Source organism: Haloarchaeobius marinus (assembly GCF_051207415.1).
Taxonomy (GTDB): Archaea; Halobacteriota; Halobacteria; order Halobacteriales; family Natrialbaceae; genus Haloarchaeobius.
In genome coordinates this window covers 507,352-534,134 of the sequence record NZ_JBPKGD010000003.1, presented here as the reverse complement: position 1 = coordinate 534,134, position 26,783 = coordinate 507,352, and the positions used below count along the sequence as shown (strand labels likewise).

Below are 26,783 nucleotides of genomic sequence, written 5' to 3'. Positions count from 1 at the left end.
CTCGGGTCGTCCGACCGTTTTTGTACCAGCGAGCGGCCAGACGCGGCGTGCCCTGACGAGTCGTCGTCCGTCGGCCGAGGCGGGTGCGCGGTGCGCCGTCGGACGTCCGTCACGACCGCCTGTTCGCCCTACTCGAAGTCTTCGAGCCCCGTCTTCGCTGGGCCGCCGACGAACTCCTCGAAGTCCGTGCCGTCGGCCAGCGCCGTCTCCTTCTTCACCCGATAGTTCCCTCCATCGGTGGTGTGCAGGTCCGCCGGGTGGAAGAAGTACCAGTCCTCGCGGTCGAACCGGACGCCGATGCGGGCCTTCGCACCGAAGTTCTGCGCGAAGTAGAGCAGCGCCTCGACCTCCTCGCCGTCGAGATAGATGGGCCGCCCCGAGGAGGACTTCGCCTCGATCGCGTAGAACACGTCACCGTTGCCCGCGAGCACGTCCGGGAGTTCGCGGTCGGTCGCGCTGCCGCTCGCCGGCGCGCGCATGACCGCGAATCCGGCCTCGTCCAGCCTGTTGACGAGTTCTCGCTCCCGTCGGTCGCCCTTGCGGTTCGAACTCATGCCCGACTCTCGGCAGTGGTCGGGTAAAAAAGGGCCGACCCGGGTCGGCCGTTCAGTCGTCGCCCTCGGCGGATTCCGGCTCGCCGCTGGCATCGTCTCCGGTGTCGGCGTCGCCGTCGTCTGCAGCGCCGTCCTCGTCGGCCTCCGTCACCGCGGCGGCGGCCAGTTCCTCTGTCCCCTCCGGTTCGACGACCGAGTCCTCGTCGCCGTCCTCGGCGCTATCGCCGTCGGTTTCCTCATCCTCGTCCCCGTCGTCGGAACCGATAGTGACGCCATCGACGTCGTCAGCTTCGGCTGCTTCGTCGTCGTCTGACTCGGCTTCTACGTCGGCTGCGTCGCCTTCGTCGCTATCGTTCGCGTCCTCGACGGTGATGCCATCCAGGTCGTCGTCTGCTTCGTCGTCTGGCCCGGATTCGTTCGCGTCTGCATCCTCGCCAGCGTCGTTCTCGCCCTCGTCGTCCTCGCCCCCGTCCCCGTCGTCGGCTTCGGCAGTATCGACCTCTCCCGCGTCGTCCTCGACGACGACGCCCTCGTCTTCGGCGATGGGGTCCGGTTCGGTCGCCTCCGCTTCGTCGTCGTCGAACGTGACGCCGCCGGACTCGTCGTCAGCGGACTCTGGAGCGCTCTCGTCGTCGTCGAACGTCACACCGTCGTCGGTCGTCTCCGAAGTGTCGGTGCCTTTGTCGAACGTGACGCCATCGGACGTCTCCGGTGCGTCGTCGTCGTCCGTCGCCTCGACCTCCGTCGACGAGGATGGAGTGCCGGCCGCGACGGCACCGTCCGCCGCCGAACCGCTGTCGTCGGTACCCCGACCCGGGACGATGCTGCCGGGCTGGAGGTACCACCAGCCACCGACGAGCAGTGCGCCGGCGACGAACGACCCGAGGGCGAGCGTGGACGACCCCGTCGACGCGAGTACGAACGACAGGAGCACGCCGCCGGACCCGAGCGCGACAAACACGATGGCACGGAGGCGTCTCTCCAACCGGTCGTCGATGACGGCGTCCACGTCGCGCTGCGTGACGTAGGTCGTCTCGAGCGTCTCCTCGATAGCGGCTACGTCGGCCGCCGTGTCGGCGCGCAGGTCGTCGACCCGTTCGGTCACGTCGTCCCTGACGTCGGTGGTCGCCGCCTCGCGCTCCCTGCGGAGCGAGGTCATCGACGTCTCGTGGTCCGACCGGACGTTGGCGAGTCTCGACTGCAGGTCGTCTCGCGTCGCCTCGATGGCCTCGTCGGTCGCCGTCTCGTGGTCGTCGAGCCGTTCGGTGAGGGCGTCGAGGGCGGCAGCGCTGGCGGCCGTCTCCTCGAGTTCGTCCAGTCTGTCGTCCGTCTCGGCCAGCGACTCGGCGGTCGCCACGCGCTCGTCGAGGTCGTCGAGGCGGCTCGAAAGCGCCTGCAGGTCGCCGTCCTCGGCCGCACGTTCGCTGAGTGCCTCCAGCTGTCGTTCGAGTGCCTCCAGCCGGTCGATATCGGCCGTCGCCTCGACGAGTTCTGCGAGTTCGGCGCGGGCCTGCTCGACGTCCGCCGCGTCGGCTTTCAGCCCGTACAGTTCGGTGATGCTCTCGTCGAGTTCCTCGAGTTCCCGCTCCATCCGGTCGCGGCGCTGTCCGACGCGGTCGCGGAGTCTGTCGAGGAAGGCGGCCGTCGACTCCGAGAGTTCGAGATTCAGCGATTCCGCGATGGCGTCCTGGTCGGCCGCCGACACGCGCCCGTCGCGGAGTTCGGCCGCGAGCGTCCCGCCGACGGTCTCCCCGCCGGAACCGGAGGGGACGGCCTCGACGTCGCCGGCGTCGAACGAATCCGTCTCGACGGGTTCGCCGCCGGCCCTCTCGTCTGCCGGTCGCCCTGCTGTCGGGTCGCCGCCCTGTAACAGCGTCTCGACTTCCGCGTCGACCTCGCCGTCGCTGTCGAACTCGTCGAGGTCCGTCATCTCCATCTCGCCCCCACCGAAGTCGATCGTGGACACGGCTTCACCTGCGGCGTCCTCCCGGTCGCCGCCACTCTCGCCGCCGCCGACCGAGACGGTGACGGACGGGTTCGTCAGGAACGGTTCGGCGTCGTCGAGCGACTCCCGTCGCACACCGTACAGCGTCGTCACCGACTCGCTGGGTTCGAGCCGTCGCAGGAACGCGATGTCGTGTTCACCGATGCGCCGCCAGTTCTCGGCCTCGTAGTCGTCGTGGAAGCCGAACTCGTCCGGTTCGAGCGCGTCGGGCGTCCGGTCGTGCAGTTCGAGCGTCACCGCTTCGTCACGGAGCGATGCGATGTCGTACGTAACCACCGGCACCGCCGCCCCACGGTCGGTCACCCACTTTCTGACCCGGACTCCCTGCTCGGCGACCACCACCGCGTCGCCGTTCGAAGGCGGCCAGTCGACCGATTCCTCGTCCGCCGCCAGCTCGTGTTCCTCGGTCACGTTGTTCGACCCTCTCCCTGGACCCATTTCATGCTATCGGAAAAATTCATAGAAACCGAAGTTTCTGGGGGTGAGACGTACGGGAACGAAGGTAGAAACGTCGGTGATTGGCTTCGGTTTCAGGTTCCGTGCTGCCAGGACCCCATGTACTCCGTCTGGGCGTCGGTCAGCGAGTCGAACTCGACGCCCTCTGCGGCGAGTTTTATCTCGGCGACTTCCCTGTCGAGTTCGTCGGGGACGTCGTGGACGCCGGCGTCGTAGGCGTCGCCGTTCTCGACGAGTTCGCGGACGCAGACGGCCTGGACGCCGAAGGACTGGTCCATGACCTCGACGGGGTGGCCGAGGGCGATGGGCGAGGCGAGGTTGACGAGTCGACCCTCGGCGAGCACGTTCAGGCGGCGGCCGTCCTCGAGTTCGTAGGCCTCGACGCCGTCGCGGGCCTCGTACTGGTCGACGGCGAGGTCCGAGAGCGCGTCGAGGTCGATCTCGATGTCGAAGTGCCCGGCGTTCGCGAGCAGGACGCCGTCGTTCATCCGTTCGAAGTCCTCGCGCGTGATGACGTCGCGGTTGCCCGTGACGGTGATGAACACGTCGCCGACCTCGGCGGCCTCGGCCATCGGCATGACGTCGTAGCCCTCCATGTGCGCCTCGAGCGCGTGTCGGGGTTCCACCTCGGTGACGATGACGTTCGCGTTCTGGCCGCTGGCCTTCTTGGCGACGCCGCGGCCACAGTCGCCGTACCCTGCGACGACCACGTTCTTGCCGGCGTACGAGAGGTTGGTCGTCATCGCGATGGTGGCCAGCGAGGACTCGCCGGTGCCGTGGACGTTGTCGAACAGGCGCTTCATCGGCGTGTCGTTGACGGCGAAGACGGGGTACTCGAGTGCGCCGTCCGCGTCCATGGCGCGCAGGCGGTGGACGCCGGTGGTCGTCTCCTCGCACCCGCCGACGATGGTGTCGATGAGGTCCGGACGGTCCTCGTGGATGGCGGCGACCATGTCCATGCCGTCGTCGACGGTGACGGTGGGGTCGATGTCGACGACGGCCTCGATGGCCTCGTAGTACTCGTCGTCGTCGACGCCACGCTTCGCGTAGCTGGTGATGTTCTCGTGGGTGTCGAGTGCAGCGGACACGTCGTCGTGCGTCGAGAGCGGGTTACAGCCGGTGATGGCGACCTCGGCGCCACCGTCGGCGAGCAACTCGACGAGGTTCGCCGTCTTCGCCTCGACGTGCATCGCCATGCCGATGCGCTGGCCCTCGAAAGGACGGTCGCGTTCGAACTCCTCCCGGAGTGCGTTCAGGATGGGCATGTGCTGGCGTGCCCACTCCATCTTGCGTCGTCCCTCCGTGCGAGCGGTCTCGACGTCGTCGAGTTGCTCGCTGATGGTCGGGTACTGACTCATACCCCGAACGAGGGGGAACGCCCGCAAAACCCTACCGGAGTCGGGGCGTGTCTCCGGTGTCGATTCGGTCCGGGGACCGGTAGCAGTCGCTGGGCAAGGTGTGTAGGCCGCCGTCTTTTACGGAGCGAGTGAGTAGATTCGGCCGACTTGCATCGAGTCGACCAGCGGGTGGGTGGGGTGAACGTCAAGTGACCGGTGACCGGGAACGCGACTCCGTCGCGAATCACGTCCTCGACAGCACCGACGTTGGAATCGTCGTCTTCGACGCCGACGAACGGGTCGTCAGGGTCAACGACGCGGTTACGGAGTACCTGGGTCTCGACCGGGAGTCGATAGACGGTGCCGACAGTCGCGAGTTCGCCGAGGCGGTCGCGCCGCGACTCGAAGACGGCGATGCCTTCGTCGAGGCAGTGGCGGAAGCGGGACCGACCAGTGCCGGGTCGGCGTCCGGCGAACAGGGCACCGAACACCACGTCGTCGCCGGCGACGCGGACCGATGGCTCGAACGAAGGACGGACCACATCCACAGCGGGCAGTACGAGGGCGGGCGAATCGAGCGGTTCCGCGACGTGACCGACCACGCGCGCGTCGTCGACCGACTCGAACGCCGCGAACGGTCGTTGCGGGCGATACACGACGTCCTGCTCGACCGTTCGACGGACCTCGACGACCGCCTCGACGAGTTGCTCGACATCGCCAGGCGCATGCTCGGGGTGGACCACGCCTCGTTCGTTCGCGTGACCGGCGACCGGGTGCTGGTCGAGAACGTCCAGTCGGCGCTCGAGAACAGCGTCTCCCCCGGCCACACCATCGATTTACAGACGGCGCAGGCCAGCGTCGTGGTCGACGCCGACGATGGCGTGACGGTCCACGACGCGTCCGAACGCTGGCCAGACCGGCGCCCTGCGGCGGCTCGTGGCGGCGCTCGACTCGACTACTACGTCGGCGTGCCGGTCCGTGCCGAGGGCGACCTCTACGGCGTCCTCTCGTTCGCCGACGAGCAGTCCCCCGCCAGCGAGGGGGACTGGGAGTTCTCGCTGCTGGACATCACCGCGAGTTCGCTGGGTACCGAACTCGCCCGCCGACGCCGGACGCGACGGAAGGAGGAGGAACTCAACAGGGCCCGACGGCAGTTCGAGTCGCTCGTCGAAGACGTCGAGGACTACGCCATCTTCCGCCTCGACACGGGGGGCTACGTCGAGAGCTGGAACCGCGGTGCCGAGGAGATAAAGGGGTACGAGGCGGACGAGATTCTCGGCGAGCACGTCCGGACGTTCTACACCGAAGCGGACCGCGAAGCGGGGCTGGGGGAGACCTTGCTCGACCGGGCCGCCGAGGACGGTCGTGCGGTCGACGAGGGGTGGCGCGTCCGGGCCGACGGCTCGAAGATATGGGTGAGTACGGTCCTGACGGCCCTGCGAGACGACGACGGCGACCTGCAGGGGTACCTGAAGGTCACGCGAGACATGACCGAACAACGCGAACGCGAGCAACAGGTCCAGTACGAGCGCGAGCGACTGGAGTTCGTCAACCGCATCATCCGACACAACCTCCTCAACGGGATGAACGTCGTCGAGGCACGGGCGAACCTGCTCGACGGGCACGTCGACGAGGAGGCCCGCCAGCACCTCGAGACGGTCATCGGTCGCGTCGAGGACATGACCGACCTCATCGAGACGATGCGGACGTTCATGAAGGCCATCGTCGAGGGCGAGGAGCACGAACCGGAACCGACCGACATCGGCGAGGTGCTGGCGGACCAGCTCGCGAAGGCCGACGACGTCTACGACGACGCGACGTTCGACCACGACGACCTCCCGTCGGTGCCTGTACTGGCCGACGACCTGCTCCCGGAGGTGTTCGAGAACCTGTTGATGAACGCCGTCCAGCACAACGACGGCTCGACGGCGTCGGTCCGGGTCGAGACGGTGGTCGGGGACGAGACGGTGGCCGTGCGGGTCGCGGACGACGGCCCCGGCATCGACGAGACCGTGCTGGAACACGTCTTCGAGAAGGGCCAGAAGGGGTTCGAGAGCCCCGGGACCGGATTCGGTCTGTACCTCGTCCACGAGATCGTCGACTCCTACGGCGGCAAGGTCGAGGCGACCAACCGAGACGAGGGCGGCGCCGCGTTCACCGTCCACCTGCCACGGGCCTAGCGAGGGTCGGTCGCAGCTAAACTTCTCTTCGTTTCAGGTCGTATCGGGCTCCCGGCACCGACTCGCTCGATCTGTTGCGTCGCTATGGGCGCAAAAATCGAAGAACGGGGGAATCTGTGGAACGGCGGTGCGTCCCTGTCCGCTCGTCCAGGGACTATCGACTCGTCTTGATGTCTTCGTCGTCGTCGTCGTCACCGGCGTTTTCCGGCGGACTCTGAGCGTTGTCGGAGCCGGTGTCGTCGGGCTGACCGGTCTCGCCGTCGGCACCCGCCTGTTCGGGCAGGTCAGCCGGGACGTGGCTGTGGACCCACTCGGCGATCTCGAGGCCGGGCTCCGAGACGTCGCCGTTCTGCACGCTTTCGATGTAGTCGTTCAGGTTCTCGGCGAACTCGTTGCTCGCGTCCTCGCTGCTGGTCTGGGCCTGCTCGGACGCGTTCTCGTTCGGACCCAGGTCCAGGGCCGGCGCATCGTTCGGAGTCTGTGCCGTGGACGCGGCCGCCGCGGCCGCGGGGACGGCCACGCTGACCACGAGCAGCATCGCGGCGAACACGGAGAGTGCTTTCTTCGAGCGCATGACGTCAGCATCTGTGACGGAGATGGTCATAAACCCGTATCCACGTTCATTCGATTCAGGCGGTTCATCGCCAGACCAGGACCGGAGTTGAGACCGTTTCACCGTTTACGAACGGTTCTGGACGTTCAATTCGGCGCAGAGCTGTGGAATAATACTGGGGCCGATTTCCGGTGTACCAGTGCGTCCGACATCGTTGACCCCGCCGTCCTCGCCGGTGCCGGACGACCGGCGAACGCCAGCGTCGGCGCTCAGACCCGTCCGACGACGTCTTCGGCGGTCGCTTCGGCCCGGGCCAGCACGTCGTCTTCGTCCATCGTCAGCACCTCGCGGTCCCGCATCAGCACCTGCCCGTCGCAGACGGTGTGGCGGACGTCGCTCCCGGCCGCGGCGTAGACGAGGTGACTCACCAGGTCGTGTGCCGGGGTCAGGTGCGCGGCGTCCAGGTCGACGACGACGAGGTCGGCCGCCGCACCGGGTTCGACACGTCCACCGGGCAGGCCGGCCACGTCGGCGCTCCCCTTCGTCGCCATGTCCACGACCGTCTCCGCGGCCACGGCGCTCGGGTCGTCGGACGCGAGTTTGCCGAGCATCGCGGCGTCGCGCATCTCGTCGAACAGCGAGAGGTCGTTGTTCGAGGCCGCGCCGTCGGTGCCGAGGCCGACGCTGACGCCGGCGTCGAGCATCGCCTGCACCGGTGCCATCCCGCTGGCGAGTTTCATGTTCGAGGCGGGGCAGTGGACGACGCCGGCGCCCGTCTCGGCGAGGAGTTCGTGCTCGGTCGCGTCGGTGTGGACGCCGTGGGCGACGAAGTCCTCGGGTTCGAGCAGGCCGTGTTCCCGGGCGTACTCGAGGGGGCGCTCGCCGTGGGCCTCGACGAGGGGGTCGACCTCGTCGACCGTCTCGTTGGCGTGGAAGTGCACCGGCACGCCGGCCTCGCGGGCCTGTGGCACGTACTCGCCGAGGAACGAGTCACCGACGGTGGTCAGCGAGTGGGGCATGAACGCCGTGCGAATCCGGCCGTCGGCCGCGCCGTCGTACTTCCGGGCAACCTCGATGCTCTCTGCGGCGTCGTCGTGGGCGCTGTCCGTCTCCTTGGCCACGGTGACGACGCCGTGACCGAGGCGCGCCCGGAGCCCCGCCCGGTCGACCGCGTCCACGACCTCGGGGACGTGGAAGTACATGTCCACGAACCCGGTCGTCCCGGTCTTGATCATCTCGAGCAACCCCAGTTCGGTACCCACGTGGACGTCGGCCGGCGTCAGCGCACCCTCGACGGGCCAGATGTCCTCGCGGAGCCACGCGTCGAGGGGTTTGTCGTCGGCGTAGCCGCGCAGGAGCGTCATCGCGGCGTGCGTGTGGGCGTTCACGAGTCCGGGTATCACCAGGCCGCCGGAGGCGTCGAGTTCCTCGTCGCCGGTGTATCCGTCGCCGAGGTCACGAATCACGCCCTCGTCGGCGTCGACGAGCACGTCCGTCTCCCGAACGGTCAGGTCGGGCAGGAGGACCTGCCCGCCGGTGACTGCCAGTTCCATGGCTGGGCTTTCCCCGCCGGCGACAAGACTCCATCGGGACGGGCCAGCGGTACCGACGTCCGTCGGTCCGGAGACGCCCGGGTTTTATCGGCCGGGGGTCGTACGTGCAGGCATGGCCGACCGGACCGACCCGCCGTCGCTGTCGCTGGCCGCCCTCGGACTGGCCTGGCGCGAGCATCGCCCGTACGTCGCGTTCGCCACGGTCGTGTTCGCCCTCAGCGTCGTCGTCGGGGTCGCCATCGCCGGGGAGGTCGACCTGTTCGGACTGTTCGGCTTCGAGTCGTTCGGCGACATGTTCCCCGAGGACCCGGGTGCCCTGTTCGTCTTCACGAACAACACGCGGGCGTTCTTCGTGTTCATCGCCGGCGCACTCACCGGCGGGATACTGACGACGTTCGGACTGGTGTTCAACGGCATCCTCGTCGGCTACGTCTCGGCGCTGGCCGCCGGCCAGTTCAGCGTCGGGTTCGTCCTGCTGGCGCTGGCACCCCACGGCGTGCTCGAACTCCCGGCGCTGTTCGTCGCTGCCGGCGTCGCCTACCGCCTCGTCGGCGTCCCCGTGCAGTACGTGCTGGGGCGACGCGACCACCTGTTCACCCGGCCCGAACTCGAACGGACGCTCCTGCTCGTCGTCGTCGCGTGGGTCGCCCTCGCCGTCGCCGCCGTCGTCGAGATCCACGTGACGACGTGGCTGATAGAGCAGGTGTACGGGTCGATTGCGGCCTGACCGCCCCTCGAACCGGCAAGTCACGGGCGGAGGGAAAGGCAGTTGCCGTCCGGCGACCAACGTTCGGGAAATGCGTATCGCGGTACCCAACAAGGGACGACTGCACGACCCCACCATCGACCTGCTGGAACGGGCCGGGTTGCACGTCGTCGACGGGGCCGACAGGAAACTGTACGCCGACACCGTCGACCCGGACGTGTCGCTGCTGTTCGCACGGGCGGCGGACATCCCCGAGTACGTCGCCGACGGTGCTGCAGACCTCGGTATCACGGGCCACGACCAGGTCCGCGAGGCGGGCGTCGACGTCGCCGACCTGCTGGACCTCGGCTACGGCCAGTGCCGACTCGTCCTCGCCGCACCCGAAGACGGCGACATCGAGACGCCGTTCGACCTCGACGGGCGGACCGTCGCCACCGAGTTCCCGCACGTCACGCGGAACTACTTCGAGGAGCGGAACATCGACGCCGACATCGTCGAGGTCACGGGCGCGACGGAGTTGACCCCCCACGTCGACATGGCGGACGCCATCGTCGACATCACCTCGACCGGGACGACGCTCCAGGTGAACCGACTCGCGGTCATCGACGAGGTGCTCAAGTCGTCCGTCCGCCTCGTCGCCAGGCAGGACGTCGCCGACGAGGAGAAGACCGAGCAGGTCCGGATGGCGCTCGACTCGGTGCTCGCCGCCGACGGCAAGCGCTACCTGATGATGAACGTCCCCGAGGCCAACCTCGACGCCGTCCGCGAGGTCATCCCCGGGATGGGCGGCCCGACCGTGATGGACATCGCGGGCAGCGACAAGGTGGCGGTTCACGCCGTCGTCGACGAGCGCCACGTGTTCGAGACCATCAACGAGGTCAAGAACGAGGGCGCGAGCGACGTGCTCGTCACCGAGATAGAGCGACTCGTGGAGTGAGTCAGCCCCGGACCTGCGAGAAGATGACCTGTGCGACGCCGATGACGCCGAGTAGCGCCGCCTGGGTGAGCAAGCTGTCGCTCCCGGCGTCGCCGAAGAGCGCGAGCACGACGGCCGCGACGACCGGCGAGAGCCAGACGGCCATCGCCACGGGTCGGTCGGCGTACACGCCCACGAGCAGGCAGGCGACGCCGACGCCGACGAGACCGGAGAGGAGCGCCGTCGTCACCGGCAGACCCGCGAGCGCGACGACACCGACGACGCCACCGGCGAGCAACAGCGAGAGTCCGCCCCTGGCGATTCGCGTGCGCCGTTCCTGGTCCATACCCACTCGTCGAATCCACCGGTGAAAAATCCCGCTATGCCGGCGCGGTCGACAGGAGCGCGTACAGGTTGAACAGCGTGAAGCCGAGGATGACCGAGACGGTGTAGTGGATGACCGCGACGAACGCGGTGAGTCGAGCGTCGAGGCGGTAGACGACGCTGATGGCCACTGCGTCGACGAGAACCGTGACCGCGATGACGACGGCGGGACCGTACTGCTGGAGCAACACCGAGACGAGTCCGAGCATCGGGCCGACGACGAACGCTCGCTTGATAGGCACGTCACCGAGGACGTTCCGGGCGGCGATGTGCAGCGTCACCGAGTAGAAGAGCGCTGCGACGAGGAACGTCCCGACGTAGGCGACTGGCGTGCCCGCAGACGGGTCGAGTTGCGCGGGAAAGAGCATATAGCTACGCTTGACACCGCCGCGGTTTGTGCCCTGCTATTCCAGCAGGCCGAGGTCCTCGAGACGAGAGACGATCTTGTCGACGGCGTGTTCGGCGTCCTCGGGCTTCTTCCCGCCGGTGATGACGAGTTTCCCCGACCCGAACAGCAGCGCGACGACCTCGGGTTCGTCGAGACGGTAGACGAGGCCGGGGAACTGCTCGGGTTCGTACTCGATGTTCTCCAGGCCGAGACCGATGGCGATGGCGTTGAGGTTCAGGTTCCGCCCGAGGTCGGCGGAGGTGACGATGTTCTGGACGACGATCTCGGGGTTCTCGTTCACCTGGATGTTCAGTTCGCGTAACTTGTCGAAGACGATGCGGAGGCTCTCGTGGACGTCGTCGGTGCTCTTCGCACCTGTGCAGACGATCTTGCCGGACCGGAAGATGAGGGCGGCGGACTTGGGCTCCTGCGTACGGTAGACGAGGCCGGGGAACTGCTCGGGGTCGTAGTCGGCCCCCTCCAGGTCCATGGCGACGCTCTGGAGGTCGAGCTCCTGGCCGATACCGGTCGAAGCGACGACGTTTTCGATATTGATAGTCTCCTTGGGGTCGGTCATAACTCGACTTAAAAGTCGTATTTAAGGTTTATAAAGGTTGGTGCCGCGAGACGGTGCGGTACCAAACCGAGCGACGGAGCCACGGTACTCGTACGACGAAAGCGGGGAATACTGCCGATAAAAGCCCGACTTGAACCGGCTCCCCCGACCGTGCTGACACGTCACGGACTGGGGAGGACCGGCCCGGCGGACGGGGCGACGGCCCGGCGGGCGACATCACGTCTCGGGCACCGGGCGGACAGTCGACACGCTGATACGGCGCGTCCACGCACTCTCTCGCGTGTACCTGCTGGAACTCGGCGGCGAGGACGACGCCTTCGCCGCCTGCGAGGCCGCGAACGCGGCCACGAACGTCGACCGCATCGCGGCCGGACTGGCCGTGGCCGGGACGATAGCGCCGGAACGCGTCCGCGGACTGGCGTACACCCGCCGGGCGAGCGACCTGGTCGGCCGGACCGACGCCAGCCTCGACAGCGCAGTCACCCTGCTGGAGGCCGCGCCCATCTCCCGCGAGGGCACGGTCGCCGTCCGGGCACGGGACGTGCGGGGCGGGACGGGCGTCTCGACGAGCGACGCCGAACGCGCCCTCGGACAGGTGCTCGTCGACCGCGGGTTCAGCGTCGACCTCGACGACCCGGACCACGAACTCCGGGCGGTCTTCGCGCCGGCCACCGACGCGGCCAGCGGCGACGGCGACGCGACCGACCGCGAGGGCGCGCTGGGCGACGCGGGCGTCTGTGCCCTCGGCTGGCTGGCGGTCGAGTCCACGCGGGACTTCGGCGACCGGCTTCCGACCGACAAACCGTTCTTCCAGCCCGGGAGCATGGACCCCCTGCTCGCCCGCGCCGTCGCCAACGTCGCCGGCGCGGCCCCGGGCCGTCGCCTGCTGGACCCGATGTGTGGCACCGGTGGCGTCCTCGTCGAGGCCGGTCTCGTCGGTGCAGCCGTCGTCGGCGTCGACGCCCAGGAGAAGATGTCCCGGGGCGCACGGACGAACCTCGGCCACTACCTCGGCGACGGGGCCGACCAGGCGGTCACCGACCCCGGCGACTGGGACGTCTGTCGGGGCGACGCGACGAGGCTCCCGTTCGTCGACGACTCCTTCGACGCCGCCGTCTTCGACGCGCCCTACGGTCGGCAGTCGAAGATAGCCACCCACCGTCTCGACGACCTCGTCGCCGGCGCGCTGGCGGAGACCCGGCGCGTCGCAGACCGGGCCGTCGTCGTCGCCGACCGGTCGTGGGCGAGCGTCGCCAGGGAGGCCGGGTGGACCATCGAGGCCACCTTCGAGCGCCCCGTCCACCGGTCGCTGACGCGGTACGTGCTCGTCCTGGAGTAGTCACCGGCCCTCGGCCCGTCGTCGTGCCTCCTCGTGCAACCGCTCCTCCTCGTCCGATTCGACGGTCAGCGACGGCACCCCCACCGGTGCGCCGTCGTCGTCGACTGCGACGAACGTGAAGCAGGCCGCCGTCGTCTCCTGGCGGTCGCCAGTTCGGGGGTCCTCCCGGTAGGCGCGCAGGAAGACCCGGACGCTCGACCGACCCGCCCCGAAGACGTACGCCTCGATGAGCGCCGTCTCGCCGGTCGGAATCGGACGCTCGAAGGAGAACTCGTCGACGCCGGCGGTGACGCACGTCTCCCCGGCGAAGCGCATCGCCGACATCGCGCCGACCTCGTCCATCCACTTCATCAGGTTGCCGCCGTGGAGCGCGCCGTAGTTGTTCGCGTGGTTCGGCTGGACGCGCTGGCGGTTCTCGAGGTGGGTTTCTGCGAGCGTGGGCATGTGTGACGCTTCGACCGCCGCAGGAACAAGTGTGAGGGTTCTTCAGTGAGAGCGACGCACCGCCGGCGTGGTCTGACCGACGCCGTCCGGTGGTCGAGGCTGGTGTGCGACGCGCCCCGGACGGACACCGACGCGTCGCCTGCTCGCCCGGTCCCGCCTACGCCACCTGCGCTCTCCCGAGCTCAGCGAGCAACCGCGAGAGGTGGACCCGGTCGCTCGTCCCCTCGCTCATGTCCGCGTCCACCTCGCCGGCCAGTTCGTGCAGTCGGGCCAGTCGCTGTCCGTCGTAGCGCTTGCGGGCGACGCGAAGCACGTCCTCGAGCACCTCGGAACCGCTGTACCCCTCGTCGACGAGCAGGTCGTCCAGCGTCTTCCGGGCGTCGGTGAACTCGCCGGCCTCGGCGTCGTCCAGCATCTCGCCGACCTGGTCCGCCGCACCGACCTCGCCCAGCGTCTCGTAGGCCGTCTGCATCGTCAGCTCGTCCGCCCGGGAGACGGTCGTCTGCGCCGCCAGCAGCGCCTCTCGTACGTCGCCGTCGGCGTACCCGGCGACGTACTCCAGGCCGTCGTCGTCGTAGTCGACGCCCTCCGCCTCGACGACGCGGTCGAGTATCCCGACGAGTTCCTCGTTCGTCGCCGCCCGCATCGGCACCTGGAAGCACCGCGACCGGATCGGCGGGATGAGCTTCGTCGGCTGGCGCGTACAGATGACGAACTGGGTCGTCCGGTGGAACCGCTCCATCACCCGTCGGAGCGCCTGCTGGAAGTCGACGCGGACGTCCTCGGCGTTGTCCAGCAACACCGTCTTGTACGTGCCCGTCACCGGCGCGTAGCTGGCGGACTCCTTCAGGACGTGGTTTATCATGTCCCGCTTCGAGAAGCTCGACTTCCCGACGAGGAACGACTCGAACCGCGGGTCGTTCTTTATCTCGGTCTTCGTCCGGCCGAAGAAGTCGGCCACGTTGATCTCGACGAGGTCGTTCTCGTCCTCGTGGGCGGCCCGGCCGAGGGCTCGAACCGCCGCGGTCTTGCCGACGCCCGGCGGTCCGTGCAGGAGGAGGTTCATGGGTTCGTCGACCGCCTTCTGGAGGTACTCGCGGGCGTCCGGCTGTGGCAACTCGTCGAGCGAGGGGGCGTATTCGTCCGTCCACAGCGGCGCGTCCATCACCGACCGCTAGGCGAGCGCCCGGTAAGAATCGGTCGGTTCCGGGGCCCGTCGACTCAGGCGCCACGCCGGCCGAGCATCGCACCACTCACGAGGAGTGCAGCGGCCCCACCGACCATCACCGGGGTCGAGACGCCGACCCCGTCATCGGCGTCAACCTCGCTGTCGTCGTCGGCCGAGTCGTCCCGTTCCCCGGCGTCGCCGTCGTGAGCCTGCAGCCCGCCATCGCCGACGCCGATGGCGCCTGCGTCGAGGGCGACGCCGACGTGGTCGCCGTCACCGTCGTTGACGCGGGTGTCCGACTCGACGAACGAGAGCGCGGAGCGCTGGCCGTCGGAGCCGACCACCTCGACGGTGATGCGGGCGAGTGCCGGGTCGTCGGCGCCACTCGCGCGTGACTGGGTGACGAACACCCACCCGGCGTCGTTGTTCACGTTGGCCACCGGTCTGGAGAAGTCGGCACCCTCGACGCTCCGGACCTGCACGACGTCCGGGTCGAACGTCACGTTGGCCTGATAGCCGGCGACGTTCTCGCCGGTGGCAGCCAGCGTGACCGTCACCGCGTCGCCGGTCGCGTCCGCTTCGGCGCTCGACAGCGCGAGCGTCACGTCTTCGGGGGTCGTCGCGTCGGCCGTGGCCACCGGCGCCAGTAACGACGCCGCACAGATGGCGGCCAGCAGTACGGTCGTGCCGTCGGGGAGTGAGTTGCTGGTCATGGTCGGTTGGAAACTGGCGACCGGTCGCCCGGCCGCCGCCGTGCCCGTCGAACGGGCGGTACCGAAAGCCGCGTCGCGGTCGTCCGAAAGGCCTCGCACGGGGCGAGGTCGGTCGTCGGTCGATCCGTGGTCGGTGAGCGATGCGTCTCAGGCTTCGAGTCGGACCTGCGTGTCGACGAGGTCGACGGCCGTCGCCTGCGGGGCGACGACGGAGGTGCCGACGATGTCCTCGAGGATGAGGGTCACGTCGGCGGACGTGATGACGCCGTCGCCGTTCACGTCGGCGCAGGCCTCGTTGAAGTCCGCGGGGTCCTCACCGACGATGAACTGCTGGACGAGCGTCGCGTCCTGGACGGTGACCGCGCCGTCCATGTTGACGTCGCCAGCCATGCAGGACGCCGTCGGACCAGTCGACGTAGGGTGCGGTGCCGTTCGGGTAGGTCACCATCACGCCGTCCGACTGCCAGGAGACGTCGGCGGTGGTGCCACGGTCGTCCATCAGGACGTCGAAGTGGACGTCGGCGAAGGTGGCCCCGTCGATGCCCTCGGCCTGTGCCTGGGCGAAGCTGACGTAGCCCTCCTCGTTGTCGACGTCGACGACCGGGTCGGCGAACTCGACGCCGCTGACCCCGGTGACCTGCAGTTTGTCCGGGTCGAAGCTGAGGTTGAACTGGTAGCCGGAGACGTCGTCCACGTCGTCGGTCAGGACGGTGAGGGTGGTACTCTCGCCGGGCTGGACCTCGCTCTCGGTGACGTCGATGGTGCCGGCCGGCTCGGGCGGCTGTGCGGACCACGTGACGGCGTTCGCGAGAATCTGGTCCGCCTCGGCGGTGAACTCGCCGTCCTCGACGAAGAACTCTCGACCGAGGGTCGACGCGAGGACGGTCCGACGGTCCTCGTAGACCGCGAGGCCAGGTCCTTTGACGCCGGCGTCGCCCGTGTGCAGGTCGGCGAGCACGTCGCCGTTGGAGCCGTCGAACCACGAGTGGTCGTTGAACACCGTCGCGGTGTGGAGCTGGACGCGCTCGCCGGGCGCGACGACCCCGTCGAGGACCGGGTGTTCGCCCAGGGCCTCGTAGGAGACCACGCCGTCACCGTAGGCGTCCCCGGTGCTGGCGGGGTCACCCGTCGCGCCGGAGCGCATCGGGATGCCGTTACTGTCGCTACCCCAGTTGTCGAGCCAGACGACGCCGGTCTCGACGCCGTCGGTCGCGTCGGCGAGGGCGCCGGCCTGCGTCTCGTTCTCGACGTTCTGGACGACGAAGCCGTCGTAGGCGTCGACGCTCTCGACTGCCTCGACGGACGAGACGACCGAGAACTCGTACTGGGCACTCAGCTCCTCATGGAGGGTGCTCGCGACGTCGTCGCCGTAGGCACCGTCGTCGTCGACGATGCCGACGGTGTAGTACTCGGAGAAGACCGCGGTCGGGCCGGTCGTCACCGAGACGGCGTCACCCAGCCCCTCGAACGTGTGTTCGAGGGAGAGTTCACCGGTCGCGTCCGCGGCGGTCACGACGGTGACGGTAACCTGCCCGGTGTACGGTGCGTCGAACGTGACGGGGTCGCCGAACGTGGCCTCCTGGCCGGCGACGTACAGCGTCGCGTTCGAGGTGTCGTACGTCCCGGCGGCGTCGACCGTCACCGATTCGAGGTTGGCGACGTCGACCGTCACCGAGACGTTCTCGCCGGCCGCGATGGCAGACCGCTGTCCGTCGACGAGGGCGACGTCGAGCGTCTCGTTCAGGCTGAAGTTCTGGACCGCGTAGTCCCCCTCGACCGTGACGGTCCTGGTCTGGGACTCGTAGCCGAACTCGTCGGCCGTGACGTCGTGGGTGCCGTTCGTCGCGAGCAGGGTGTAGGACCCGTCGGCTGCCGTCGTCGAAGTCCCACCGCCGTCGATGCTCACGGTGGCGCCCTCGACCGGGGTGCCGCTGGCGTCCGTGACGGTCCCGTTGACGCCCTGTTCGAGTGCGACCGCGGTGGTCGCCTCCAGGGCGTCGACGATGCCGGCACCGTAGCGGGTGTCGTTACCGGCGGGTTCGCCCTCGGGCTTCCACGCGGAGTCCCGGAGCGCCGTCCGTATCTGGGAGTTCGTGAGCTGGCCGGGGCCTGCCGCGGACTCCATCAGCGCCACGACGCCCGCGACGTGCGGTGCGGCCATGGACGTGCCGTCGTACTCGGCGTAGCCGCCGCCGGGGACCGAACTCTTGACGGCCACGCCGGGTGCGGCGACGTCGGGCACCACGTAGGTGTCCGGCCAGTGGTCTGGTGCGTCCGACCCCCACGCCGAGGAGGTGTCGACCTCCTCGCCGCTGGAGAAGGACGCGACGTTCGCGTCGACGTCGGACGCGCCGACCGCGACGGCGTCCCAGACGTTACCGGGGGAACTGCTCGACCCCTCGCCGCTGTTGCCGGACGAGATGGCGAAGACGGTCCCCGCGTCCTCGGCGTTCTGGATCGGCTCGATCATCTCGGTGTAGTAGCCGGTCGCACCGAGGCTCATCGAGACGACGTCGGCGTCCTCCTGGACGGCCCACTCCATCCCGCCGGCGACCTGGGCGAAGCTACCCCCGCCGGCCGGGATGACGAGTCCGTGCATGAGGTCGACGTTCGGTGCGACGCCGATGTACTCGCCACTGGCGTTTCCACCGGAGACGGTACCGGACGTGTGCGTCCCGTGCGTGTCGGTGTCGTGTGGCTCGCTACCCGGAACCTGGTTCCCGCTGTCGTCGAACTCGGCCCACCCGCCGGGGTAGGTCGGGTCCGACGCGTTCTCGGTGTAGAGGTCGATGTCGGGGTGACCGACGTCGACGCCCGTGTCGAGGACGGCGACCTTCGCGCCCTCTCCCATGGTTCCGTACTGGTCCCAGACCTCGGTCGCGTTGACCTGGTCGAGACCGTACGTGGTGTTGTAGTCGTCTCCGCCGACCGGGTCGGAGCGAGCGTCCGCTCCCTCGGGCAGGCTGAGGTCGAAGTTCGCGTGGAGCTGGTTCACGTGCTCGACGTGTGCGATTGCGTCGAGGTCGACCTCGCTCCGGTCGACCTCGAGCAACACGGCGTTCGTGATCCAGAAGGTGTTCTCGACCGAGACGCCCTCGGTCTCGTGTGCGTACTCGAGGACGCTCTGCTGGGTTCTGTCGGCGTGTCGCTGGAGCGTGTCGATGGTCGCGTCCCGACCGGACGTGGCGCTCGTCGGCGCCTCACTGAGGCGGACGACGACCTCCACGGTGCCGGACGAGCGTTCGAGCACCGGGTCGATGGACGCTGGTGATGCGTCCGGTGCGCGCTCGCCCGCGACTGTGTTCGTGTCGGCGTCGTCTCCGACGCCGGTCTGTACTATCTCGGCCTGTGTGCCAGCTTGCTGGGTGGAGGGCGCTCCGGCAGCGACGAACGGAGTGCCGGTCCCGAGTACCAGCAGGCCAGCGAGCAGTAGTGCTAGTAGCTTTCGATTCATCCTTTCCCCCTGCGAGAACTGCTCTCGCAGCATCACTTCCTCACCCCGCCACCGACTAAGTTAATTCCCAGATACCTAGTAACTAAGCCGTTGCTACCGTTGAACTTACCCAAAAAAGTGCATCGACAACTACACCTTCCCACTGCCGTGCCGGAGATTCGGTCCGAACCACCGTAGCCGACCGGGAAAGGTCCCGCCAACGGAGATTACCAAAGGTCGGGAACCGTTCACGGTCGGCTCGTGCGACGGTGGGGGACCGTTAACCGGGCGGAAACGCGATGGTAACCCGGCCAGGCCGGGTCCACCGACCGCTCTCCCGGGGCGACACGGCGAACGCCAGGCGCGACCGTCAGTCGATGGCACGGCGGTGTCCGATTCGACACCGGTTTATCGGTGCCGGGCGGAGACGGTACCATGTCGATGCGCGTGACGTTTCTCGGGACCAGTGGGGCAGTGCCGACGACACACCGCAACCCCACCGCGATCTACTGTCAGCGCGAGGGCGACGGGTTCCTCTTCGACTGTGGCGAGGGGACCCAGCGTCAGATGATGCGCTTCCGGACCGGTTTCTCCATCGACCACATCTTCGTCACGCATACGCACGGCGACCACGTCCTCGGGATTCCCGGACTCGTCCAGACGATGGACTTCAACGAGCGAGACGCCGCACTCGCCATCCACTGTCCGCCCGGCGAGAAGCGACTCGTCGAACGCCTCGTCAGCGCGACCGGCACGCGCCCCTCGTTCCCGGTGCGCGTGAACGAGGTCACCGCCGGCGAGGTGGCACTCCGCGGCGACGAGTACGAGGTCCGTGCGTTCGACGTCGAACACCGGACCACGGCCGTCGGCTACGCCCTCGTCGAGGACGACCGGAAGGGACGGTTCGACCGCGACCGTGCCGAGGAACTCGGCGTCCCCGTCGGCCCGAAGTTCTCGGCGCTCCACGAGGGGCGGTCGGTCGAACTCGACGACGGCACGGTCGTCGACCCCGAGCAGGTCGTGGGCGACCCCCGTCCCGGCCGACGCTTCGTCTACACCGGCGACACCGAACCCGTCGACTCGACGGTCGAGGCCGCCACCCGCGCCGACCTGCTGGTCCACGACGCGACGTTCGCCGAGGACCGCCGGGACCGTGCCAGCCAGACCGGCCACTCGACGGCGAAGCAGGCCGGCGAGGTCGCGGCACGTGCCGGAGCGAAGCGCCTCGCACTGACGCACATCTCCTCGCGGTACGCGGGCGACGTGAGCGCACACCTGGACGAGGCCCGGTCGGTCTTCGCCGGTGAGGTGTTCGTCCCCGAGGACGGCGACACCGTCGAGATACCGTATCCCGACGCGGCGTGAGGTCGCCAGTTCGTCCATCGCCACCCTGCCGGGGGCGTCGCTCGCAGCGAGTCGTACCGAGGCCGGCGGGTGATTTCCCGCACATCAATCTTTCGCTGTCCCACGGAATTTATAGCCGTATGTCCCCAAGGCGGGCGTGTGAGCGCCCGTACAACTGCTCTCGACGCGGTCATCTTCGGCGTGGACATCCAGAGTGGGGACGTCCGGGGGGACGCCCCGTCGTACGCGCTCGTCGTCTTCGACGGCGAGACCGTCGAGCGCGACGTCGTGACGTACCGGAAGCTCCGCCGCCGCATCGACAGCGAGGAGCCCGCCATCGTCGCCACCGACAACATGTACGAACTCGCCGAGGACAAGGACGCACTCGTCCACTTCCTCGGCAGCCTCCCGGACGGGACACGCCTCGTGCAGGTGACGGGCGACGAACAGCCCGAACCGCTCTCTCGCGTCGCCTCGCGCCACGGCGTCCCCTACGGGAAGGACCCCATGCAAGAGGCCGAGGCCGCGGCGCACCTCGCCGCCGGGAGCGTCGGCTACGAGGTCAGCGCTTTCACCGACACGACGACGGTGAAGGTCTCTCGGGGGCGCTCGACCGGCAAGGGCGGCTGGAGCCAGGACCGCTACACGCGGCGCATCCACGGCAACGTCAAGCGCCGCGCCCGTGAGGTCGAGTCGAAACTCGACGAGGCGGGTCTGGACTACGAACTCGACGTGACCGAGAAGTACGGCGGCTACGCCAACGCGGTGTTCGCCGTGTCGGCCCGCCCCGGCGACATCCCCGTCTCCCGGGGTCGCTCCGGCGACACGCGCGTCGAGATCGAACGCGAACGACGCGACGGCATCGAGTTCGAACCGCTCGCGAAGCGCCGCGACCACGTCATCGTCGGGATGGACCCCGGGACGACGACCGCAGTCGCCGTCTGCTCGCTCGACGGGCAGGTCCACGACGTGCTGTCGACCCGGACCGCCGACACCGCCGCCGTCATCGAGTGGGTCATCGAGCGCGGCCGACCCATCGTCGTCGCCGCCGACGTGACGCCGATGCCCGAGACGGTCGAGAAGGTCCGCCGGAGCTTCGACGCGACCGGCTGGGTCCCCAGTTCGGACCTGCCGGTCGACGAGAAACAGCACCGCACCCGCGACGTGGGCTACGACAACGACCACGAACGAGACGCGCTGGCGGCCGCGCTGTTCGCCTACGACTCCCACGAGGACCAGTTCGAGCGCATCGCCCGGAAGACGCCGCCGACGCTCGACCGGGGCACCGTCACCGAGAAGGTGCTCGCCGGGGAGGGCAACGTCGAGACCGTCGTCGCCGACCTCACCGAATCCGAGGACGAGAGCGACCAGGACGAGGAGCACCAGCCACGCGAACTGACGAGCGAGGAACGCCGCATCAGGTCCCTCGAACGGCAGGTCGACCGCCTCGAGTCCCACGTCGAGGAACTCGACGCGACCATCGAGGAGAAGGACGCCCGCATCGACGAACTCGAGACGGAACTCGGCGAGGCCCGGCGCGAGGAGCGCCGCGAGGCCCGCGAGCGCCGGACCGTCACCCGACTGGAACGTCGGAACCGCGCGCTCGAACGCGACCTGGAGGACCGCGAGGAGACCATCGAGGAACTCGAGGGGAAACTCGCCCGCCTGAAGCAGCTCTGGCGGCTCGACCACTCGAACTTCGCCGACATCGAGGAGAAGAAGAAGGGCCTCGTCCCGGTCAAACCCGTCGCCAAGTTCACCCGCGACGCCATCGACGCGGCCCACGACGACTACGGCCTCGCGGCCGACGACGTCGTCTACCTGCGCGACGCCTCCGGTGCCGGGCGCTCGACCGCGGAGAAACTCGTCGCCCACGACCCCCGGGTCGTCCTCAAGGACGGTGGGCTCTCCGAGGCGGCCGACGAGGTGCTGTTCGAGAACGAGGTGCCGGTCGGTCCGGCCGACGACGTGTCGATGCAGGAGGTCGACGACCTCGCGGTCGCCCGGGAGGACGACGTGAAAGCCGTCATCGACGACTGGGAGGACCGGGCGGCCGAACGACGGAAGGACCAGAACGCGGAGATGGTCGACCGGCTCATCAGCGAACATCGCGCCGACGAGGCCGGCAGCAACGCGTTCTGACGGTCGCCTGGCCTAGAACATCCCGCCCATGCCGAGCATGCCGAGCACGTTGCTCACGAGCGCCTTCACGAGCAGTCCGACGCCCGCGAGCACCATCGCGAACCCGGCGGCGAGTTCGAGCGAGCCGAAGATAGCTATCATCGCGATACCACCGAGGACGAGGAGCACGCCGAGTGCGCCCACGACGCCGAGTATCTGTACGAACCCTCCGGGACCTGACGAGCCGGCACCGGGAGTCATATCAGCAGCCATGGCAACGTCTCCACAGGCGAGCCGATTAAACGCGATGGTTTCTGCCGACAAACTCCAGACCGTTTAAACGTGTCGGCCACCATACGGGCCACATATGAGCGACAACGACGACGGTGGTCGACGCAACCTGCGGATGCCAGACGACGACGAGGTGTTCGCGACGGTGACCAACATGCTCGGTGCGAACCGCGTGAAAGTCCGGTGTGCAGACGGCGTCGAGCGCACAGCCCGGATTCCAGGCAAGATGCAAAAGCGCGTCTGGATTCGGGAGAACGACGTGGTACTCGTCGAACCGTGGGACTGGCAGGACGAGAAGGCCGACATCACGTGGCGCTACGAGAAGCAGGACGCGGACCAGCTCCGTGAGGAAGGCCACATCCAGTGATTCGGCGGCCGACGATTCACAGCGCCACGACGCCGACGCCGACCGAATAGTACGCCTCCGTCTCCGGTTCGGGCACCCTGCCGGGGGAACGATACCCACCCTTTTACGCCTCCGTCACCGAGTCACTCCATAGATGACGGACGAGTTCGGACTGGTCGAACCAGACGCGGCCGAAGCGCCGGGCGACGAGTGGGAGGAGATCGACGTCTCCGACACCGAGGCCGACCGCATCGCCCGCAAGCGCGACCGCGAGTTCGACCAGTTCAGAAAGCGCATCAAGGACGCCGAGCAGTTCAAGGTCGAGGCGTCGGTGTTCGACGACGCGACCTTCGCCGCGCTGTACAAACTCGTCCAGGACGGCTGGGTCGACGCCCTCGGCGGTCCGATATCGACCGGCAAGGAGGCCAACGTCTACACCGCCCTCGGCGGCGAGCGCTCGGCCACGATGCTCGACACCGAATCGCCGGAGGTCGCCATCAAGGTGTACCGGATCAACGCCTCCGACTTCCGGGACATGCGGGACTACCTCGTCGGCGACCCCCGGTTCGAGGGCATCGGGTCGAAGAAGTCACAGGTCGTCGTCGCGTGGGTCCGCAAGGAGTACGCGAACCTCGAACGCGCCCGGAAGGCGGGGGTCCGGGTGCCCACGCCGCTCGCGGTCGAACGGAACGTCCTCGTCATGGAGTACATCGGCGCCGAGGAGGGCCGGGCGAAGCGACTCACCGAGGTGACCGTCGAGAACCCACAGACCGCCTACGAGGTCGTCAGGGAGTACATGCGTCGGCTCAACCGGGCGGGCCTGGTCCACGGCGACCTCTCCGAGTACAACATGGTCATCCACGAGGGCGAACTCGTCGTCATCGACCTCGGGCAGGCCGTGACCGTCCACCATCCGAACGCCGACGACTTCCTCCGGCGGGACTGCCGCAACGTCGCCGCCTTCTTCTCCAGGCAGGGACTCGACGTGACCGGCGACGAACTGTACGCGTTCGTCACCGAGAGCGAGGAGTGAGTCAGGGCCGTCTGAGGAACGCCAGTGCGAGCAGCGCCGCGACCGCCGGCAGGACGCCGAACCCCGGGACCGGGGCGGTCTCTGCCGGGTCGGTCGCGGTCGGCTCCGCAGGCGTCTGGGTCGGTGGCGCCGTCGTGGGTGCAGGCGTCGACGTCGTCGGCGTCGTGGTCCGGTTCGGCGGTCGGAGGACGGCAGTGTCGGTGACGGGTGACCCGTTCCGGCGGTAGGGGACGTCCTCGTCGCCGAACTCGCCGTCGTCGTCGACGTCGCGGTAGGCGACGGCGACGTAGGTACCGCGGGCGTCGAGTTCGGGCCGGATGTCGAGGTGGGCGTCGACCGCCGCTTCGGACGGGTAGACGAACCGCGTCGAATCGACGACGGTCCCGTCGGCGCGTTCCAGCACGACGAACCCGCCGTGGGACAGGCTCACGTTCTCGACCAGCACGCCGGTTCTGACGGTGTCGTCCTCGAAGGTGAGCGACGCCGACCGGTTCCGGACCGTGACGTCGACCGCCCCGTCGAGGACCGTCTCGCCGTCTCGCACGCGTACCCCGAGCGACTCTCCGTCCTCGGTGTCTCCGAGGCCGAGGTCGACGTCGAACCGTGACCGCTCCTCGGTGGACGTGTCGTTCCCCGTCGGCGCGAGCGACACGCGTTGGCTGTCGAAGACGGTCGACCACTTGACCAGTTCCACCGTGACCGACTCGTTCGGACGGAGCGTGGTCGTCCCGGTGACGGAGAGTTCCTCGCCGGGCGTGGCGAACAGGCGACCCACGTCCCCCGTGTCGACGGTCGCGTCCGGTTCGAGGAGCGTTATCTCGGCGGTTGCGTCGTGTTCGCCGACCCCGGCACCGAACTCCTTGCCGCCGTAGAGGTCCGACATCGGTCGGGGGTCGTGCTCGTACTCGCTGCCGGGTTCGCCGCGGGTGACGGTGACGTTCCGGGTGTCGAGGACGACGTGGAACGTCGTCGGGCCGTCGCCGGGGACTACGGTGAGGTTGGCCGCGTCGGAGAGGTCGACGTGGACGGGCAGGCGCTCGGGCGTCGGGTACTTCTGCACGACGCGGAGGCGCGGTTCGCTGGACTGGGCCGCGACGAACCGGTCCGTCAGGGTCTCGCCCGAGGCGTTCTCGACGGTCTCGGCGAGTGCCGACGACTGGACCGAGACCACGAGGGGCTCGCCGGAGATGAAGACGTCGTCGCTCACTGCGTCGACGCCGACGCGGTCGGGGAGGTCGGTCGGGTCGGTCCCGTCCGGAACGGCGTGCAATCGGACGACCGTCGAGTCGTCGGCGGATGGTAGTCGGTTCGTCGTCGGTTCGTCGCCGGCCGCGTCGAGGGTCGACGGGACGGCACCGATTGCGACGGGGAGGACCGCCGCCGACACGACGAGCATCGTTACGGCTGCCACGAACTGCGGGGACCGTGACATGACACGCGGTTCGGATACCCGGTATAAAGCAGTTGTCACGACCGACTGGGCGACGCGACCCGCCGAAAACGTAAAACGCCCGGACGGACTACGGTGGGACGATGTACGCCGCTCCCGCCTGGCGCTGGCAGGTCACTTCGGGAGCGGACAGTATCGCGTTCGGCGTCGACGCGGCGTAACCGGGTCGCCGGCGGCGCGGTGCTCACTCGTTCTCTCGCAGGTATCGCCCGCCAGCCAGCCGTTTCACCAGCCACAGATGACGACAGACGACACGACGATGGACGCACAGCACGACACGACCACGACGGACGACGACGAGGACGACTTCACGGTCACCCCCTACGACGTCTCGGGGACCGTCGACTACGACCGCCTGCTCGACCGCTTCGGCGCGGACCGACTCACCGACGAGCAGGTCCGTCGGTTCCCTGACCACCCGATGCTCCGGCGACGAATCTACTACGCCGGTCGGAGCGTCGACCCGTTCCTCGACGCCGCCGAGGCCGGTCGGCCGCACTCCATCGTCACCGGCATCGGGCCGTCGGGGCCGATGCATCTGGGTCACGCCCTCGTGTTCTACCTCGCGAAGGCACTCCAGGACGCGACGGGGGCGACGGTCCTGATTCCCCTCTCGGACGACGAGAAGTACTACGGCAAGGACCTCACGTACGAGGACGTCGCCGGATACCGCGACGAGAACCTGCGCGACCTGCTCGCGGTGGGGTTCGACCCGGAGCAGACGACCATCGTCGTCGACACGGAGGACGCCGACGTGGTCTACCCCGTCGCCAGCGCGTTCGCCAGCCACCTCACGCAGTCGACGGTCGACGCGACCTACGGCGACCCGGAGAACGTGGGCCTCTCGTTCTACCCGGCGGTACAGACCGCGCACCTGCTGCTACCGCAACTGATACGCGGCGCCCACCCGACGCTGGTCCCCGTCGCGGTCGACCAGGACCCACACGTCCGGGTCTGCCGGGACGTCGCCGCCAAGGAGCAGTTCCCGGTCTCGAAACCAGGTGCCCTCCTCGGGCGGTTCCTGCCGACGCTCTCGGGTCCGGGGAAGATGTCCTCGAGCGACGACGCCCCGGCCATCCACCTCGACGACGACGAGGCGACGGTCCGCGAGACCGTCCTGACCCACGCCTACTCGGGCGGGCAGGAGAGCGTCGAGGCTCACCGGGAACTCGGCGGCGACCCGTCGGTCGACGTCGCGTTCCAGTTCCTCCGGTTCTTCTTCGAGGACGACGACGAGGCACTCGCCTCGGTCGAACGGGCCTACCGCGACGGCGACCTGCTCAGCGGCGAACTCAAGCAGCGTGCGGCCGACCGCATCTCGGCGTTCCTCGCGGACCACCAGCGCCGGAAGGCCGAACTGGGCGACCTCGAATCCGAACTCGAACCGTTCCGGCTGACCGAGGCGGACCGCGAGCGGGCGCGACGGGCGGTCGGGCTACGTCGGTGACGGCACGCCCGTCGGCGTGACCGTCGGAGGCCTCGCTGCCCGGGT

24 protein-coding genes are annotated in these 26,783 nt (G+C 68.6%); 9 read left to right on the top strand and 15 right to left on the bottom strand.

The genetic code is table 11. The annotated features are described in order from the left end of the window. Positions 1 to 128: 128 nt before the first annotated feature. The 3 genes from hjc to ACSC1W_RS14710 form a co-directional block, all read right to left on the bottom strand. On the bottom strand, positions 129 to 554 hold the full coding sequence (hjc, locus tag ACSC1W_RS14720; protein WP_435348294.1) for a Holliday junction resolvase Hjc: 426 nt from the start codon (positions 552 to 554) through the stop codon (positions 129 to 131). A gap of 52 nt (positions 555 to 606) precedes the next feature. Beyond that, the gene (locus ACSC1W_RS14715; RefSeq protein ID WP_435348293.1) at positions 607 to 2,970 is read right to left on the bottom strand and encodes an ATP-binding protein; all 2,364 of its coding nucleotides are present in this window, start codon (positions 2,968 to 2,970) and stop codon (positions 607 to 609) included. A 119-nt stretch (positions 2,971 to 3,089) separates the two neighbouring features. Further along, positions 3,090 to 4,373, bottom strand: coding sequence for an adenosylhomocysteinase (locus ACSC1W_RS14710; RefSeq protein ID WP_435348292.1), 1,284 nt, complete (start codon positions 4,371 to 4,373; stop codon positions 3,090 to 3,092). Between the two features lie 188 nt (positions 4,374 to 4,561). On the opposite strand from ACSC1W_RS14710, the gene ACSC1W_RS14705 reads away from it, so the two are divergent. Then, positions 4,562 to 6,532, top strand: a complete 1,971-nt coding sequence (locus ACSC1W_RS14705; RefSeq protein ID WP_435348291.1) for a PAS domain S-box protein — start codon at positions 4,562 to 4,564, stop codon at positions 6,530 to 6,532. 154 nt (positions 6,533 to 6,686) lie between these two features. Here the strand turns inward: ACSC1W_RS14705 and ACSC1W_RS14700 are convergent, their stop codons facing one another. Both ACSC1W_RS14700 and ACSC1W_RS14695 read right to left on the bottom strand, forming a co-directional pair. Then, on the bottom strand, positions 6,687 to 7,136 hold the full coding sequence (locus ACSC1W_RS14700; RefSeq protein WP_435348290.1) for a hypothetical protein: 450 nt from the start codon (positions 7,134 to 7,136) through the stop codon (positions 6,687 to 6,689). Positions 7,137 to 7,354: 218 nt separating this feature from the next. Then, on the bottom strand, positions 7,355 to 8,638 hold the full coding sequence (locus ACSC1W_RS14695; RefSeq protein ID WP_435348289.1) for an amidohydrolase: 1,284 nt from the start codon (positions 8,636 to 8,638) through the stop codon (positions 7,355 to 7,357). Between the two features lie 112 nt (positions 8,639 to 8,750). Between ACSC1W_RS14695 and ACSC1W_RS14690 the strand changes: the two genes are divergently transcribed. Together ACSC1W_RS14690 and hisG are read left to right on the top strand one after the other, a co-directional pair. After that, positions 8,751 to 9,365: a stage II sporulation protein M gene (locus tag ACSC1W_RS14690; RefSeq protein ID WP_435348288.1), complete on the top strand. Its 615-nt coding sequence runs from the start codon at positions 8,751 to 8,753 to the stop codon at positions 9,363 to 9,365. Positions 9,366 to 9,435: 70 nt separating this feature from the next. Continuing rightward, the gene (gene hisG, locus ACSC1W_RS14685; RefSeq protein ID WP_435348287.1) at positions 9,436 to 10,281 is read left to right on the top strand and encodes an ATP phosphoribosyltransferase; all 846 of its coding nucleotides are present in this window, start codon (positions 9,436 to 9,438) and stop codon (positions 10,279 to 10,281) included. 1 nt (position 10,282) lies between these two features. Here the strand turns inward: hisG and ACSC1W_RS14680 are convergent, their stop codons facing one another. Genes ACSC1W_RS14680 through ACSC1W_RS14670 form a run of 3 tightly spaced genes read right to left on the bottom strand, consistent with a single transcriptional unit; the run spans position 10,283 to position 11,609 of the window. Continuing rightward, positions 10,283 to 10,606 carry a hypothetical protein gene (locus ACSC1W_RS14680; RefSeq protein WP_435348286.1) on the bottom strand — a complete coding sequence of 108 codons (324 nt, stop codon included), beginning with the start codon at positions 10,604 to 10,606 and terminating at the stop codon, positions 10,283 to 10,285. Between the two features lie 34 nt (positions 10,607 to 10,640). Further along, positions 10,641 to 11,012, bottom strand: a complete 372-nt coding sequence (locus tag ACSC1W_RS14675; protein ID WP_435348285.1) for a DUF7473 family protein — start codon at positions 11,010 to 11,012, stop codon at positions 10,641 to 10,643. A gap of 36 nt (positions 11,013 to 11,048) precedes the next feature. After that, positions 11,049 to 11,609 carry a TATA-box-binding protein gene (locus ACSC1W_RS14670; RefSeq protein WP_435348284.1) on the bottom strand — a complete coding sequence of 187 codons (561 nt, stop codon included), beginning with the start codon at positions 11,607 to 11,609 and terminating at the stop codon, positions 11,049 to 11,051. Between the two features lie 280 nt (positions 11,610 to 11,889). On the opposite strand from ACSC1W_RS14670, the gene ACSC1W_RS14665 reads away from it, so the two are divergent. Continuing rightward, the gene (locus ACSC1W_RS14665) at positions 11,890 to 12,948 is read left to right on the top strand and encodes a methyltransferase domain-containing protein (protein WP_435348283.1); all 1,059 of its coding nucleotides are present in this window, start codon (positions 11,890 to 11,892) and stop codon (positions 12,946 to 12,948) included. Here the strand turns inward: ACSC1W_RS14665 and ACSC1W_RS14660 are convergent, their stop codons facing one another. From ACSC1W_RS14660 to ACSC1W_RS14640, 5 genes are all read right to left on the bottom strand, one after another. Further along, positions 12,949 to 13,392: an acyl-CoA thioesterase gene (locus tag ACSC1W_RS14660; RefSeq protein ID WP_435348282.1), complete on the bottom strand. Its 444-nt coding sequence runs from the start codon at positions 13,390 to 13,392 to the stop codon at positions 12,949 to 12,951. It lies immediately after the preceding gene. Positions 13,393 to 13,549: 157 nt separating this feature from the next. Beyond that, positions 13,550 to 14,557 (bottom strand): AAA family ATPase, encoded by a 1,008-nt coding sequence (locus ACSC1W_RS14655; RefSeq protein ID WP_435348281.1) that lies wholly within the window; start codon positions 14,555 to 14,557, stop codon positions 13,550 to 13,552. Between the two features lie 56 nt (positions 14,558 to 14,613). Then, positions 14,614 to 15,273, bottom strand: coding sequence for a cohesin domain-containing protein (locus ACSC1W_RS14650; protein ID WP_435348280.1), 660 nt, complete (start codon positions 15,271 to 15,273; stop codon positions 14,614 to 14,616). 147 nt (positions 15,274 to 15,420) lie between these two features. Further along, positions 15,421 to 15,663 carry a dockerin type I repeat-containing protein gene (locus ACSC1W_RS14645; RefSeq protein ID WP_435348279.1) on the bottom strand — a complete coding sequence of 81 codons (243 nt, stop codon included), beginning with the start codon at positions 15,661 to 15,663 and terminating at the stop codon, positions 15,421 to 15,423. Beyond that, complete coding sequence (locus ACSC1W_RS14640) at positions 15,587 to 18,760, bottom strand: S8 family serine peptidase (RefSeq protein WP_435348278.1); 3,174 nt, start codon at positions 18,758 to 18,760, stop codon at positions 15,587 to 15,589. The genes ACSC1W_RS14645 and ACSC1W_RS14640 overlap by 77 nt, the downstream gene beginning before the upstream one ends. Before the next feature lie 381 nt (positions 18,761 to 19,141). Here ACSC1W_RS14640 and rnz point away from each other — a divergent pair, with 381 nt between their 5' ends. Both rnz and ACSC1W_RS14630 read left to right on the top strand, forming a co-directional pair. Then, entirely contained in the window at positions 19,142 to 20,071 is a 930-nt protein-coding gene (gene rnz, locus ACSC1W_RS14635; RefSeq protein ID WP_435348277.1) for a ribonuclease Z, read from the top strand. A 138-nt stretch (positions 20,072 to 20,209) separates the two neighbouring features. Further along, positions 20,210 to 22,192 carry a DUF460 domain-containing protein gene (locus tag ACSC1W_RS14630; RefSeq protein ID WP_435348276.1) on the top strand — a complete coding sequence of 661 codons (1,983 nt, stop codon included), beginning with the start codon at positions 20,210 to 20,212 and terminating at the stop codon, positions 22,190 to 22,192. A 12-nt stretch (positions 22,193 to 22,204) separates the two neighbouring features. On the opposite strand, the gene ACSC1W_RS14625 is transcribed toward ACSC1W_RS14630, so the two are convergent. Further along, entirely contained in the window at positions 22,205 to 22,444 is a 240-nt protein-coding gene (locus tag ACSC1W_RS14625) for a DUF7470 family protein (RefSeq protein WP_435348275.1), read from the bottom strand. A gap of 94 nt (positions 22,445 to 22,538) precedes the next feature. Here ACSC1W_RS14625 and eif1A point away from each other — a divergent pair, with 94 nt between their 5' ends. Continuing rightward, positions 22,539 to 22,829, top strand: coding sequence for a translation initiation factor eIF-1A (gene eif1A / locus ACSC1W_RS14620; protein WP_435348274.1), 291 nt, complete (start codon positions 22,539 to 22,541; stop codon positions 22,827 to 22,829). A 133-nt stretch (positions 22,830 to 22,962) separates the two neighbouring features. Next, positions 22,963 to 23,841, top strand: a complete 879-nt coding sequence (gene rio1, locus ACSC1W_RS14615; RefSeq protein ID WP_435348273.1) for a serine/threonine-protein kinase Rio1 — start codon at positions 22,963 to 22,965, stop codon at positions 23,839 to 23,841. A 1-nt stretch (position 23,842) separates the two neighbouring features. On the opposite strand, the gene ACSC1W_RS14610 is transcribed toward rio1, so the two are convergent. Continuing rightward, positions 23,843 to 25,273 (bottom strand): DUF7282 domain-containing protein, encoded by a 1,431-nt coding sequence (locus ACSC1W_RS14610; RefSeq protein WP_435348272.1) that lies wholly within the window; start codon positions 25,271 to 25,273, stop codon positions 23,843 to 23,845. A 256-nt stretch (positions 25,274 to 25,529) separates the two neighbouring features. Here ACSC1W_RS14610 and ACSC1W_RS14605 point away from each other — a divergent pair, with 256 nt between their 5' ends. After that, complete coding sequence (locus tag ACSC1W_RS14605) at positions 25,530 to 26,738, top strand: tryptophan--tRNA ligase (RefSeq protein WP_435348271.1); 1,209 nt, start codon at positions 25,530 to 25,532, stop codon at positions 26,736 to 26,738. The last annotated feature ends 45 nt before the right edge of the window (positions 26,739 to 26,783 follow it).